We start from the raw sequence: 14,578 nt of genomic DNA, 5'->3' as shown, positions 1-14,578 counted from the left end.
GACAAGTCTGATGCATATACCCGTCTGTCTCAGGCTGAATATATTGATGTATTGCCAGATTGCAAAAGCATTACCAGGCCGTCACGCTAGCCTGGCTTCCCGCCGTCAGTCGCTGAGTGCTTCCTTGGCAGCTTCTTCCGGGGTCAATCCTTCGTAAAACTGGTCGGTAAACCACTCAACCTGTTCTTCAATATGCTCTTGTGCCTGTTCTACTGTGGCGCCGCCCGCAACCAGGTAGCCTTCTACCTCGATACACCATTTGATCAGTTCCAGGGTTTCTTCGTCCAGCTCTTCTTTCTTCTTTGCCATGCTTATTCCTTGTTGTCCGCCTTACCGCAAGGCGCAAGCGAAGGATAATTGAAGCGGGGCGCTATCGCCAGCTTTTATCGCGGGCATGGGGATGCTTTTGAGTTCATATCCTTGGTTTTAAGGCCATGAAAAAAGGGCGATGATTGCTCATCGCCCCCAAGTACTGCTTCTCGGTTAACTTTTCGTTAACTCATTAATGCTATTTGCGCTCTGTTTAAGCGCCTAAGCCCTTAGTTGAACTGATAGCGGGCACCGATTTTGAAGTAACGGCCGATTGCACCGCTAGCATCCATAGGGTTGTAGCTTTCGCCGCCGTAAGTCAGCGGGTCCAGCGGTGCTATCTTGTCGAATACGTTGGCAACAGAACCGAAGACTTGCAGGTTCTTCATTGCTTGCCAGCGGAAGGACAGATCCAGCGTGGTGAACGAAGCCAGACGGCAATCAGCATTTGGTGCAGGGCCGCCGTTAGCCAATGCCGAAGCGCACAGATCGCCTTTGAACAGCACGTTCTTCATGTCGCCGCGATAGTTGACAGTACCAGTAACGTTCCATACTGCCTTGTCCCAGGAGACTGTCAGGTTAGCCTTGTCTTTTGGCGTACCAGCGCAGTTGGACGTATCGCAGTTACCGTGCGTACCGGCAAATTCATACCGGGTTGTTGCATTTTCTGCGCGCAGCCAGGAGATGATATGTGTCCAGGTCAATGCTGCTGTCAGCTTGCCGTATTCACCCAGGCTGAGGCGCTGCTTCACGTCGAAATCGACACCTTTGATTTCCGTGAAGCTGGAGTTACGGTAAGGCGCTTTGGAGATCAGCAAAGTACCTGTGTTAGGTACGACCACGCCATTGATCGTCAGATTGTTATCTGAGCGGATCGCTGTCGGTAAGGCTGCCGCTTCGTTGTATGGCAGGGGATTGATCTCATTGCTACGCTTGATCTTCCATGCATCGATTGCCAGGCTGGTGCCGTCCAATGGATCCCAGATCATGCCCAGAGTGTAGCCTTTGGATTTTTCCGGTTGCAGGCTAGGATCACCCACTTTGACAGCAGCGACGGAGGCCGAGCAGTCATTGGTGGATGCGCCCGGCAATGGTGTGCCGTTAGGGCAGCGCACAGGATCACGAACGGTTGCCGTACCTGTACTTTGGCTGGCTGCGCCGGATTCTGCAGGTCCTGGAGCGCGGAAGCCTTCCGAGTAGGTGCCGCGTACTGCAAATTCCCTGACCGGTGTCCACTTGATGCCCAGCTTCGGTGTAGTGGAATTGAAATTGTCGTATTTGTCGTAACGGATAGCGCCGGACAATTCAACGGTTTTCAGCACAGGGGCTGCAACTTCAGTGTAGAACGCATATACCTTGGTGTCGCCCTTGGCTGCCACATAGCTGGAGTTGACGGAGCCGTCGGCAGTGCCGCTCAACGATGGATTGTCGAGAGACTCTTTGCGGTATTCGCCGCCGATCGCCACACCCAGGTTACCGCCTGGCAGCGCGAAGAATTCACGCGATGCCTTGACGTCCACACTGTCCATCTTGGTTGTGGAGTCGGAAGTGATATGGCGTGTCATTGCAGCATACAGGGAAGCCGGGTTTTTGTTTGCCTGGGCGCCGATGTAGTAAGGGAAGTAAGGGCTGGTAGGATCGCCCAACGCTGCTTTCACGACTGCCATGTTCAATGCGGCGCTGTAGTCCAAATGCAGTTTTGTTTCGGAGTGCAAATAGCCTGTATCGATGTCCCAGCCCATTGCGCTACCCTTGACGCCGACAACAAAGCGATTGAACTCGTTGTTTGCCTGGCGTTCCTGCGCGCCGATGTCAAATGCGGCATAGCGCACGCGAACAGGCACGCCATAAGGATTTTGCGGATGTGTCGCAGCCAGTACGATCGTTGTGCCTGCGCCGGAGCCGTAGTTGATCACGCCGGTAGGGTTGGTCGCATTTGGTGGAAAGGCAACGGTAGGCGTGATTGACGGTGGCGTCAGATGGAACGAAGTATCACGCTTGGAGTAGCCTGCCTCTGCATAGGCTTGCCAATCGGAATTGATCTGGAAAGTGCCGCGGCCGAACAGGTTGGTCGATTCGATCTTTGGCTGCATGGAACGGAACTGATCCTGATACCACAGGCAGCCGCCTTTTGGATCTTGCGGTGACGCGGTGGACAAGGTGGAGCAGCCTGGCAGTGTGACGTAGTCCAGAGTGGTCGGATTGCGGATTGCGCCGGCCGGGCTGGCGGCAGCGGCATTATTGCCGGTGATGTAGCCGGAGGCAAACTGCGTCGCCAGCGGATAGCCCCATGGACGCAAGTCGCCGTGACCGATATAGGCGCGGTCGGCGCGGTCCTTGTTCAGCAATTCGTCGCTCTTCGAGTACTCAGCATTCAGGATCACGTTGTAGCGGTCTTGATCCAGCTTGCCGAAACCGTAGGTCAGCGAAACTTTTTTCTGATTGTCGTCGCTATAGCGGGAAGTGCCCACGTTGCCTTTGATGACGGTACCAACGAAATCCTTGGTCAGGATGATGTTGACCACACCGGCGATCGCATCCGCTCCATACACGGAAGAGGCGCCGTCTTTCAAGATTTCAATACGTTCCACCAGTTCCATAGGGATGGTACTGATGTCGGTGAAGGTTTTTTGTCCATCGTCCGCGCGGCCGAAGGAGGCCATGCGGCGTCCATTAAGCAGTACCAGTGTCGATGTCGCACCCAGGCCGCGCAAGGAGATCGCGGTGGAGCCTGCTGCAAAACCATTGCCGAAGCCGGTTGGCAGGGAGCCCGCACCGTCTGCTGTCAGGGTTTGCAGATACTCTGCAACGGTTGATTTGCCCGATTTATCCAGGTCTGCGCGGGTAATCACTTGTACCGGCGACGCCGTTTCCGATTGTGCCCGCTTGATGTTGGAACCGGTAATCTCAACGCGCTGAACGCCGTCGGCGGATTGTGCCAACGCTGCTTGTGTCGCAAAACCAATGCCAACTGCCACGCCGCCTGTGAACATCAGGTGTAGTGATCGAGACAAAATTGTCTTTTTGAACATGCCAATTCCTGTATTGAAAAATGTGAAAAAGTCTAAATGTCAAAAACGTGGGCCTCGGTGTGGATATCCCTGGCTCTTGTCGTTTGAGGCATTTAGCGACGCTTGTGGCTTTCCCTATGAAATGTAATGTTGAGTAACAGAATTCATTATTTTTGTATTCAACTGTAACAATTTCATGACAAGCATATGACCATTCAAGCGATGCGACTGTCAATAATTGGCATGGGCTTGCAAATTAAAACAACACTTTTGCCCTGTTTTGGACGCGTTTTCCCCAAAAAAGTACGTAAAAAGTGATGAAAATTAACACTTTTTAATAATTTTGAAAAAGAGGATCTCAAAACAAAAACCGTAAAGATGGGAGATGTGTCAGATACATTGCGATACATAGTCTGAGGCTAGTTCCAGCGCATTTGCATGCGCTATGGATGCTCCGCCACGTATTTGTGGCGCGTCCTTGCTTATAGCTTGCTTACCGCTAGCCTTGTTTTACCTTCCGGATATATGCTTCGGGCTGAACTGGTTTGCTCCTTTTATGCTCCCCACATCCAGATTGATGCGTGAACCGCTTGCTGTTTTTTTGCGAGCCGGTTGCGCGTCCGCTTTAAACACCGATGAAGGTCCATGCAACAATGAATCCGGAACACCTGCAATTGCTGCTCACTCGCACCATGCCTTATGGCAAATACAAGGATCGCGTACTGGCTGACCTGCCTGGGCATTATCTTGGCTGGTTCGCGCGTGAAGGCTTTCCCAAGGGAGAGTTGGGGGCCTTACTTGCGTTGATGTATGAGCTGGACCATAACAACCTGCGTTCCTTGCTGGATCCGTTGAGGGGTCGCTAGCGCAGTCGTGCAAGGGCGGTACAGCGTAGCCCCAGGTTTTGTCTGCCAATGTGAACGAGATGATTGCGATATAATTAATTTCCATAAGCCAACCTAACCCGGTTGGCTTATCGGTCCAAGTTGGCCCGGTTCAGTTTTATCCAACCTGAAAAAACATATTCCATGAGACACTCCTTGTCGGCGACACGCTCGCCCGCGCTGCGCCTTTCCTCTGTTTGCCTTGCCGTATCGGCGACACTGAGCCTTGCCATTTCGGTATCCGCATCGGCTTACACGATCCCGGAGCCAGTAGATCAGGTGTACCCCGGCACGATAGTGCTGAAGGTGGATGCGACAAATCTGGACCAAAAAATTTTCCAGGTGCGGGAAAGCATCCCGGTCAAACCCGGTAAGCTGACTTTGCTCTATCCAAAATGGCTGCCAGGAACGCATGCACCTACCGGCCCCTTGAATAAAATGGCGGGCCTTAAGCTGTCCGGCAATGGCCGCAGCCTGGAGTGGCAAAGGGATACGGTAGACATCAATGCCTTCCATGTGGAGATTCCGGCTGGCGTCAGTGTGCTGGAGGCGGAGTTCCAGTTTTTGTCGCCGCTGGAAAAGGAACAGGGGCGCATCACTTCCACGAATGAAATCGTTGGTGTCCAATGGAACACCGTCGCGCTGTATCCGGCGGGATATTTTGCGCGCAATATCACGGTGCAGGCCAACCTGACTTTGCCGCAGGGCTGGCAATTGGGAACGGCGCTGGACCAGGCCGAGCAAAAGGGCGGCGAGGTGCGCTTAAAAACCATCAATTTTGACGATCTTGTCGATTCTCCTGTCTTTGCCGGCAAGTATTTCAGGCGCATAGACCTGGACCCTGGCGCCAAGGTGCCGGTGTACCTGAACCTGGTGGCCGACAGGCCGGAAAACCTGGATGCAAAACCTGAACAGATCGATGCGCACAAAGCGCTGGTGAAGCAGGCCTATAAATTATTCGGTTCCCAGCACTATAAACGCTATGATTTCCTGCTTGCGCTGAGCGATGAATTCAGCGGCATAGGCCTGGAACATCATCAGTCCAGCGAGAACGGCGTCAGGCCCGGATATTTCAATGACTGGAGCAAGTCGCAGGTGGGGCGCGATTTGCTGGCGCATGAGTACACGCATTCATGGAATGGCAAATTCCGCCGTCCGGCAGATCTGGCCACCCCCAACTTCAACGTACCCATGCAAGACAGTTTGCTCTGGGTCTATGAGGGGCAGACCCAGTATTGGGGCTATGTGCTGGCGGCCCGTTCCGGCTTGATGAGCCTGCCGCAAGTGCGCGATGCGATCGCCGCCACAGCTGCCACGCTGGATCAGCGCAATGGCCGCAGCTGGCGTTCGCTGCAGGATACGACCAACGAGCCTTCGCTTAATGGCCGGGCTTATCAAAGCTGGCCGTCCTGGCAGAGGTCGCGGGATTTTTATTCGGAAGGCTTGCTGGTCTGGCTGGATGTGGATAGCAAGCTCCGCGAGCTATCCAACGACAAGCGCTCGCTGAATGATTTTGCCCGCGCTTTTTTTGGCATAGAAAACGGTAGCCATGTTCCGGCAACCTACACCTTTGAGCAACTGGTGCAGACTCTGAATGGAGTTCAAAGCTTTGACTGGGCGGCTTTCCTGCGTGCCCGGCTGGACGGCAACGGCCCCGGCGCACCTCTGGACGGACTAAAGCGCTCGGGCTGGAAACTGGCCTATGCCGAGAAGCCGTCGGAATACCTGAAGGGAGTGGAAGACAGGAGCAAGACCAGCGATTTCAGCTATTCGCTGGGTTTTTCCGTGAATAAGGAAAACAAGCTGGAAAATGTGATCTGGGACGGCATCGCCTTCAAGGCCGGCATCGCTTCCGGCGCCAACCTGCTGGCCGTCAATGGCCGCAGCTACAAGCCGGAGCTGCTGAAATCTGCCATTAGCGAAGCGAAGGGCAGCAAGGAGGCGATAGAACTGATCATCAAGAACGGCGACCGCTATCGTACTGTGCGTCTGGATTATCATGAAGGCTTGAAATATCCTGTTCTGGTGCGGCTGGACGGCACGCCGGACAGGCTGGAATCTATCCTGCAAGCGATGAAATAGCTGCTGAATAGTTGCCGAATAGTTTCAGGGTAGCCGCCGCCCCCGGCCTGAGCTATAGTTCTGCATCGGCATGAGGAGCGTTTGCTATGCTATACCGAATAGAGTTCAGGCTGGACCATGTTCCCGATCCCTTAGAGTTTGATGTGCAGCTCGCACAAAGGCCGGCGGAGGCGGATGTGCTGGCGATCGTTGTTCACAAGCTGAGACCGCATGAGCCTGCACCCCTCATCACTAGCACTAGTACCAGCAGCGCCAACGGCTTTAATCAACTGATGAAAGAAAATGGCATTCGCTGTATCTCTGTGTTTGATGAGAAGGGTGCCGCGCTCTTTTCCATGTGAGCTCAAGCCGCGTTACGCAGACAGATATTTTTCGGCCTTTTCAGGCAATTCTCTTCCTATTCTTAAAGCGGGAATTCATCATTTCCCCCAAATTTGCGATCCCGCACAATTTGCTGAAACAAATCCATCCAATTCGCCAACTGGCGGCTGCCTCCTGCTGTCAGGATGACTATGGCCTCTGCTATACTCCCCGGCGGACATGGATTTGTTTGACTAACAGGAGTGAATGAATGGATCGTCGGGATTTCATGAAGTTGGGCGCGATTGCCGGTGCGGCAGGCGCGGGTGGGGTGGTCGCCGGGGAGGCGCTGGCAATGCCGGTTAATGCAGCTGAGGCGGCTAAGGCAGCATCAATAGTGGAGGCCAGCGTGAGCGATCTGCAGGCCGCGATGAGCGCCGGCAAGCTGACATCAAAAGCGCTGGTCACGCAGTATCTGGCACGCATCAAATCCATCGACCGTGCCGGGCCGCATATCAACTCCATCATCGAACTCAATCCCGATGCACTTTCCATAGCCGATGCGTTGGACAAGGAGCGCAAGGCCAAGGGGCCGCGTGGTCCTTTGCATGGCATACCTGTACTATTGAAAGACAATATCGCCACGGCCGACAAGATGCAGACCACCGCCGGTTCGCTGGCCCTGGTCGGTGCCAAGGCGCCACGCGATGCTTTCCTGGTAAGCCGGCTGCGTGAAGCCGGCGCCGTTATCCTTGGCAAGACCAATCTCAGCGAGTGGGCCAATATCCGTTCCACACGGTCCACTTCCGGCTGGAGCGCGCGTGGTGGCCAGACCAAAAATCCCTATGCACTGGACCGCAATACCAGCGGCTCCAGTTCCGGTTCCGGCGCGGCAATCGCTGCCAGCCTTGCTGCAATCGCCGTAGGTACCGAAACAGATGGGTCCATTACGTCGCCGGCATCCATCTGCGGCCTGGTCGGCATCAAGCCTACACTGGGTTTGGTCAGCCGTGACGGCATTATCCCGATTGCGCATTCGCAGGATACGGCAGGACCGATGACGCGCACTGTGACCGATGCCGCGTTGATGCTGACTGCGATGGCAGGCGTGGACCAGCGCGACGCAGCAACAGCCGGCAGCTCAGGCAAGGCGGCCGACTACAGCAAGTTTCTGGATGCGGATGGACTCAAGGGCGCGCGCATAGGCGTCGCTCGCAATGCAATGGGCGGCAACCTGCGCTTGCAGCCCGCTGTTGATGCTGCGCTGGAGGTCATGAAGGCCAAGGGCGCGATCCTGATCGACGTGGAAGTGCCCAACATGAACAAGTACGGCGATTCCGAGCTGGAAGTGCTGCTGTATGAGCTGAAGGCGGATCTGAATCGCTACCTGGCCGAATTCGGCACGGGCGCGCCGGTGCAGACACTGAAGGATGTGATTGCCTTCAATGAAAAGCATCGCGACAAGGAGATGCCTTACTTTGACCAGGAGTTATTCATCCGTGCGGAAGCCAAGGGCGGGCTGGATAGCAAGGAATATCTGGACGCACTTGCCAACAACCACAAATACTCCCGCGCGGAAGGTTTGGACAAGGTTATCGCCGATAACAAGCTGGACGCCTTGTTTGCGCTGACCGGAGGCCCGGCCTGGCTGACTGATTATGTGAACGGCGATCATTCCGGCGACGGTTTTTCTTCACCGGCCGCGGTGGCGGGTTATCCGCATATCACGGTACCGGCCGGTTTCGTTGCCGGATTGCCTGTCGGCGTGTCATTCGTCGCAGGTGCTTACGCCGAAGCCACTTTGATCAAGCTGGCCTATGCGTTTGAGCAGGCTACCAGGCATCGCCGGGCGCCGGCATTCAAGGCGAGGGCAGATGTCGGCTCCCAACTCTGATGGCGTAAGTAGTGGTGCGCGTATCCGGCAGCAGATACGCGCTGAAATCGCGCAGATAAAGCCGCTGGACAGTCTTGAGCAGGCGCATATTGAGGATGCGCTGGCCTGGGTGGATTCCGTGGTGGAGCTATGCCGGCTGGCCAAGCCGGCTACGCCGCCGAGGCATCTGGTCTCGTACTTTGCGGTTGTCGATGACGCGCATATCTTGCTGGTGGACCATCGCAATGCGCGGCTGTGGCTGCCGTCGGGCGGCCATGTGGAACCGGGGGAGCATCCACGCGTGACCGTGCAGCGTGAATTGCAGGAAGAGCTGGGTTTTGAAAGCCCGCATGCGATTGCTGCGCCAGTGATGATCACCAACACAGAAACGGTGGGCTTGACCGCGGGCCACACCGATGTATCGCTATGGTATGTTGTGCGTGCAAGCCGTCAGCAGAACCTGAGGCCGGATGAGTTGGAGTTCAATTCGGTAAAGTGGTTTCCGTTCTCAGAAGTTCCTTTGGAGCGCAGTGACCCGCACATGGGGCGCTTTCTGGCCAAGCTGGCGTCCGCAGTGAGCCTGAAAACCGAGGAGTATGATGCGAAGTGAACAGCCATCCGTGATATCTGTCGCTGTACCTGAAGAGTCGCGGATATCGACATTTTATGCCAAGACGGACCTGGCTGACGCATACGAAATTCGCCTGCCCGCAAATAGTATCAAAGACCCCGAATTGCTTGCGCGCCATGTCCTGGCTGGCCAAGCGGACTGGATGCGGGCTTTGATGCGGCTGCGCGATATTCTGGTGGCGGCATTTGGTATCAAGACCTCAGGGCAACTGCAGGGTGCGGATAGTTCCTCGCGCAACAAGCGCATCTATATATTCCGGATTTATGAAAGCAGCGCGAATGAAATCGTGCTGGGCGAAGATGACAAGCACCTGGATTTCAGGCTATCGCTGCTGCTTCAGGTGAGGAATACATCATCGGGCGATTCGACGTATCTGACTTTATCCACGGTAGTACATTGCCATAATCTTTTGGGGCGCACCTACTTATTCATTATCAGTCCTTTTCATAGGCTGATCGTCAAGTCCATGCTGCGCCGCGCAGCAACTGCGGGCTGGCCTACTACTACTTCTTCTTCTTCTTCTTCTTCTTCTTCTTCTTCTTCTTCTTCTTCTTCTTCTTCTTCTTCTTAGATTTTCCCCGTTTCTGCACTGCGGTAATTTCGCTGACCGATCACCGTAGTTTCCTTCATGGAACGGACTACACTGAAATCCTTATTATTCTTATAAGAAGGAAATCATGTTAGTCCCCTTTTCGAGTGGTGTGATCCTCTCAGTCGTTCTGTTTATCGTACTGGTGTTTTTCCTGTATGCGTCGCGCATGGTGCGCTACATTCCCAACGACAGGGTAGGCGTCGTTGAAAAGCTCTGGAGCGGCAGCGGTTCAGTGCAAAGTGGTCTGCTGGCCTTGAACGGCGAGGCGGGTTTTCAGCCTGAATTGCGCCGTGGCGGTTTTCATTTTTTTGCACCGTTCCAGTATCGTGTGCATATTCATCCCATGGTATCGGTCACGCAGGGCAAGGTCGCCTATGTATTTGCGCGTGACGGCATAGATTTGCCTGCCGGCCAGACGCTGGCAGATAACTCCAAAGTCAGTGACTTCCGCGATGTGCGCGCCTTTATTGAAGGTGCCGGCCAGAAGGGACCGCAACGCAAGATTTTGCGCGAAGGTACCCATATCATCAACCCGGCCTTGTTTGTCGTGATGACGGATGAAGCGACTTATTCCCTGTCTCTGGATGCGCAAGAGAAGCTGTACTACGAGAAGATGCGTGGCGTTCTGGATGAGCGCAATGCCTTCACCCCCGTGGTGATCAAGGAGGTGACCGGCAGCCACGATTCCGATCAGTTGGCGGTGGTGACGGTGCAGGATGGCCCCGGCCTGTTGAAGGATGAATTGCTGGCGCCGGATGTGGGTGACACGCATAACTCTTTCCAGGAACCTGAAAAATTCATCGCTGCCGGTGGCCGCCGCGGCCGCCAGGAGCGCGTGCTTGTGGAGGGCACTTATTACATCAATCGCCTGTTTGCAACCGTGGAATTTATCCGCAAGACCATCATCCCGGTCGGTTATGTCGGTGTGGTCGTGTCGTACACCGGCCGCAAGGGCGATGACTTGTCCGGCAATGAATATAGTCATGGCGAACTGGTCCAATCCGGTTGCCGCGGCGTCTGGCGCGATCCTTTGATGCCCGGTAAATATGCATTCAATACCTATGCCGGCAAGATAGAACTGGTACCGACAACCAACTTCGTGCTGATGTGGAAATCGGGGGAGAGTGGTTCCAGCTTTGACAAGAATTTGCGCGAGATCACCTTGATCACCAAGGATGCGTTTGAACCCAATCTGCCTTTGTCCGTGGTCGTGCATATCGACTACCGCAAGGCGCCGATGGTGGTGCAGCGCTTTGGCAACGTCGGCCAACTGGTGGAGCAGACCCTGGACCCTATGGTGTCGTCTTACTTTAAGAACGTGTCGCAGACCAAAACTTTCATTGAGTTGATACAGTCGCGCAGCGAGTTGCAGAACAATGCGTCGGAAGACATGCGGGAGCGCTTCCAGGCCTATTCGCTGGAATTTCAGGAGGTGTTGATCGGTACGCCCAAGCCGCAGGCAGGCGATACCAAGATAGAAAGCATCATGGCCCAGTTGCGTGATCGCCAGATCGCCCGTGAGCAGGTGGAAACCTTTGCGCAGAAACAGATTGCTGCCGACAAGGAGCGCGAGCTGAACGAAGCCGAACAGCGCGCAGCGAAACAGAAAGAACTGACCGGCTCGCTGGTCGATATCTCGATCAAGGAAAACCAGGGTTCTGCCAGCGTAAAAGCGGCCGAGAAAAAACGCCAGGAAATAGAATCGCTGGCGCAGGCCGAGAAGTTCAAGCAGGAAATGGAGGGCGCCGGCCGCGCATCTGCGATCAAGTCGGTGGGCGAGGCGGAAGCGGCAGCGATCAAGGCCAAGTCTGAGGCGATGGAAGGCGAAGGCGCGGACAAGCAGCTGATGCAAACAGTGATGCTGCGCCTGGCAGAATCGTTCGAGGCATCGAAGACCCCGCTGGTGCCGCAGATACAGATGGGCGGCGGCAATGAATCGAATGCTTTTTCGACGCTGATGTCACTGATGAGTTCGGTCAAGGCAGGCGAGCTGGCACAGTCCCTGAGAGCAGCTAATGCAGTACCGGGAGTCAGATAAGTATCTACATTCTGAAAGTTGAGGCTTGGCGTGTTCGCGAGGGGCTGCGGACACGCTTTTTTTTTGCAGATCGCTGGCGTTCCGTTTGTCTGCCGGAAAATTGTTACAGGCTGTATTTGCCGCCTCAAAAACATTATCAGGATGGTATATTTGTCAGCAGAGCCTTGCTAAATTCCGTGTGCGGCAGCAAGCTCACCGGCGGGAAGGTAGTCGATTGCAAAGGCGGGTCGCTTTAGGCTTCATTCCTGTATCACTTATTTTTCACATATTTCTCACACCCCGGGAGCATTCGATGGGCTTACCTTTGATTTTTCGCGCTACCTTTCTCGCTGCAGCCGTGGGCATGGCTTTGCATGCCCATGCCGAAAGCTTTGCATCGTCTGCCTCCAGTGCGGGATCGGCTTCCAGCGGCAGTATCTCCGATTCCTTCCGCGGATCAAGCAATAGTTCGACCGGGCACGATAAGACAGCCGATGGCGACTACCGCATCATTGAAATGGCAAAAGCCCCGGATCGCGCCGGCATTACCCGCCTTACCATGCAGGCCGACGAGTCGCGCCAGCAGATAGTGCTGGACTTGCCGCAGGCCGTTTTCGATAAGCAGGGGCTGGGCCGCGGCGATCTGGTGCATGCACGCAATCGCGTGTATGGTTTTGAGTTTGCACGCAGCGACACCAGGGAAGCTTTCTATCTGGTGCTCAAGGATGAATGGTATAACGACCTTGCCGCCCGTCCGGTGAGCCTGTGAGGGTTGGCTGTACATTTATACTTGCAAGCTTGCTCCTGGCCGTTGCCGCCCAGGCGCAATCGAGCTCATCCGGTACATCCGCCTCGTCGGCTTTTTGCGATCGCACGCAGCAACTGACGGCCGGCCAGCAAGACCGGTCGCTGCAATTTGCCGCCGTAGTTCGCGCAGAGCTCAATGCACTGGGCGATAGTTCGGCACTCATTAGCCGTTCAGGGCTGGACCTGTCGCGTTTTCAACTGCGTTATTCGCACGCTGCCGTTAGCTGGCGTGACGACCAGGGCGCGTGGTCGGCCCGGCAACTGTACTATGCCTGCAGTGAAGAGGGCCCGCGCATCTACGATCAGGGCATCCCCGGTTTTGTTACAGGCATCGACGACACTTCGCTTGCCTATGTGTCCATCGTGAGCCTGCCTGCCAGCGAGGCAAATTCACTGCGCCGCGCGGTGCTGGACACCCCGGTTGTCCAGCATCTGCTGGCGGTGAACTACAGTGCCAATGCTTACCCATTCAGTACGCGCTACCAGAACTGCAACCAGTGGGTGATGGAAATGCTGGCCGTGGCCTGGGGGGGATTGGCCGATGCAGATGATCTGCGAACGCAAGCCCAGCACTGGCTGCAAGAGGCCAATTATGCCCCCGAGCCGGTGGATGTTGGCTCCCATGCTGTGATGTTTGCGTCGATGTTCGTGCCCCTGGTGCATCTCGGCGATCATCCGGAAGAGGACCGCCGCGCGATGAAACTCAAGGTGAGCCTGCCCTCGACGGTGGAAGCCTTTGTGCGGCAGCGGGTTCCTGATAGCGAGCGTATCGAAGTGTGCCATGACGAGCGGCAAATTGTCGTGCATCGCGGCTGGACGCCTGTGGCCGATGGCTGCAAGCCGGGCGAAGGGGATCGCGTCCTGGCGTTTGACTGATATTGCCTGCTTTGCTGCTGAACAGGCGATACAAGGTTTCTATTCCCAGTTTGCCACACTGTTATCCCAGCATCCTCGCCAGCCATCCCGTAGTTTCGGCTTGCTCTTGCCATGTTGCACAGCGCAATAAATTGTCGGCGAGATACGTTATGATCGGCATTGATTAGTTCATTTAACCGTATTCATCAGCCGCCCATCAGCCGCTAATTAGCAGGGGCACAGGCAAACCGCAGGAGAAGCAAACATGGCAGTTGCACCTCGCGCCAGGCCCGACGAATTTTTTACCGCAGAAGAATGGTCGCGGCTCACCGCGCGCTCATCCTGGAAAGGCATATTGCTGGTGGTGCATTGCTGGCTGGTGATAGGCCTGGCCATGCTGGCCGGCGCATTGTGGCCGCTGCTGATTCCGCTGGCAGTGCTGGTGGTCGGCACCCGGCAGTTGGGTCTGTTCATCCTGATGCATGACGCGGCGCATGCGGGGCTGCATTCCAACCGCAAGATCAACGACTGGGTAGCAAACTGGTTTTGTTCTTATACGCTGGGCCTGTACCGGCCTTACCATTTGCAGCATCATCGCTATGTGCAACAGTCCGAGGATCCTGATTTGGTACTGTCGGCGCCTTTTCCTATCACCCGGGCCTCGCTGTGGCGCAAGGTCATACGAGACCTTAGCGGGCAGACCTTCGTCAAGCAGCGCTTCGGGCATATCGCGCAAAGAATCCGGGTTCGGAAAGAGGGGGAGTCGGCTGTGAAGCTGTTTTGCCAGGAGCTTGCCAAAGACCTGCGCTTTTTGCTTGGCAATGGTCTGGCCTTCCTGCTGTTTGCAGCGGCGGGCTGGTGGTGGGTCTGGGTGAGCATGTGGCTTTTGCCGATGATGACCTGGTTGCCGCTGATATCACGCATACGCAATATTGCCGAGCACGCCCTGGTGGCGCAGAATGAAGTCCATCCCTTGCGGCAGGCGCGCACTACGCACGCAAATATGCTGGAACGCATACTGATTGCGCCTTACTGGGTCAATTACCACTGCGAGCACCATATGTTCACCAGCCTGCCTTGCTGGAGCCTGCCCCGGGCGCACCGCTTGCTGCAGGCCAGCGGCGCCGTCAAGGACATGGAAATTCAAAGCGGCTACCTCAGCCTGCTGAAACTGGCAGCCCCTGCATGAACGCATACTGATGCCTTTGCTGGCGGCG

Annotated in this window: 12 protein-coding genes; 10 read left to right on the top strand and 2 right to left on the bottom strand. The window is 55.5% G+C overall.

Features of this window, described 5'->3' with window-relative positions:
- Window positions 1-105: 105 nt before the first annotated feature.
- Entirely contained in the window at window positions 106-309 is a 204-nt protein-coding gene (locus tag IEW12_RS03360) for a hypothetical protein (RefSeq protein WP_188564550.1), read from the bottom strand.
- 230 nt (window positions 310-539) lie between these two features.
- Complete coding sequence (locus IEW12_RS03355) at window positions 540-3,341, bottom strand: TonB-dependent receptor (RefSeq protein WP_188564549.1); 2,802 nt, start codon at window positions 3,339-3,341, stop codon at window positions 540-542.
- 632 nt (window positions 3,342-3,973) lie between these two features.
- Here IEW12_RS03355 and IEW12_RS03350 point away from each other — a divergent pair.
- From IEW12_RS03350 to IEW12_RS03305, 10 genes are all read left to right on the top strand, one after another.
- A complete protein-coding gene (locus tag IEW12_RS03350) occupies window positions 3,974-4,186 on the top strand; it encodes a DUF3820 family protein (RefSeq protein ID WP_188564548.1) in 213 nt (70 codons plus the stop codon).
- A gap of 162 nt (window positions 4,187-4,348) precedes the next feature.
- Complete coding sequence (locus tag IEW12_RS03345) at window positions 4,349-6,286, top strand: M61 family metallopeptidase (protein WP_188564547.1); 1,938 nt, start codon at window positions 4,349-4,351, stop codon at window positions 6,284-6,286.
- 86 nt (window positions 6,287-6,372) lie between these two features.
- Window positions 6,373-6,627 (top strand): hypothetical protein, encoded by a 255-nt coding sequence (locus tag IEW12_RS03340; protein ID WP_188564546.1) that lies wholly within the window; start codon window positions 6,373-6,375, stop codon window positions 6,625-6,627.
- Between the two features lie 230 nt (window positions 6,628-6,857).
- Complete coding sequence (locus IEW12_RS03335; RefSeq protein WP_188564545.1) at window positions 6,858-8,480, top strand: amidase; 1,623 nt, start codon at window positions 6,858-6,860, stop codon at window positions 8,478-8,480.
- Entirely contained in the window at window positions 8,461-9,069 is a 609-nt protein-coding gene (locus tag IEW12_RS03330) for an NUDIX domain-containing protein (RefSeq protein WP_229750894.1), read from the top strand. The genes IEW12_RS03335 and IEW12_RS03330 overlap by 20 nt, the downstream gene beginning before the upstream one ends.
- Entirely contained in the window at window positions 9,056-9,661 is a 606-nt protein-coding gene (locus IEW12_RS03325) for a DUF2867 domain-containing protein (protein ID WP_229750893.1), read from the top strand. The genes IEW12_RS03330 and IEW12_RS03325 overlap by 14 nt, the downstream gene beginning before the upstream one ends.
- 106 nt (window positions 9,662-9,767) lie before the next feature.
- Complete coding sequence (locus IEW12_RS03320) at window positions 9,768-11,720, top strand: SPFH domain-containing protein (protein ID WP_188564544.1); 1,953 nt, start codon at window positions 9,768-9,770, stop codon at window positions 11,718-11,720.
- A 292-nt stretch (window positions 11,721-12,012) separates the two neighbouring features.
- The gene (locus IEW12_RS03315) at window positions 12,013-12,468 is read left to right on the top strand and encodes a hypothetical protein (RefSeq protein ID WP_188564543.1); all 456 of its coding nucleotides are present in this window, start codon (window positions 12,013-12,015) and stop codon (window positions 12,466-12,468) included.
- The gene (locus IEW12_RS03310) at window positions 12,465-13,382 is read left to right on the top strand and encodes a DUF2145 domain-containing protein (RefSeq protein ID WP_188564542.1); all 918 of its coding nucleotides are present in this window, start codon (window positions 12,465-12,467) and stop codon (window positions 13,380-13,382) included. Before IEW12_RS03315 ends, IEW12_RS03310 begins: the two co-directional genes overlap by 4 nt.
- Window positions 13,383-13,626: 244 nt before the next feature.
- Window positions 13,627-14,550: a fatty acid desaturase family protein gene (locus IEW12_RS03305; protein ID WP_188564541.1), complete on the top strand. Its 924-nt coding sequence runs from the start codon at window positions 13,627-13,629 to the stop codon at window positions 14,548-14,550.
- Window positions 14,551-14,578 lie beyond the last annotated feature (28 nt).

The sequence above is a fragment of the Parundibacterium terreum genome, assembly GCF_014636315.1.
Lineage (GTDB): Bacteria > Pseudomonadota > Gammaproteobacteria > Burkholderiales > Burkholderiaceae_D > Undibacterium > Undibacterium terreum.
This window is presented reverse-complemented; position numbering and strand designations above follow the sequence as displayed.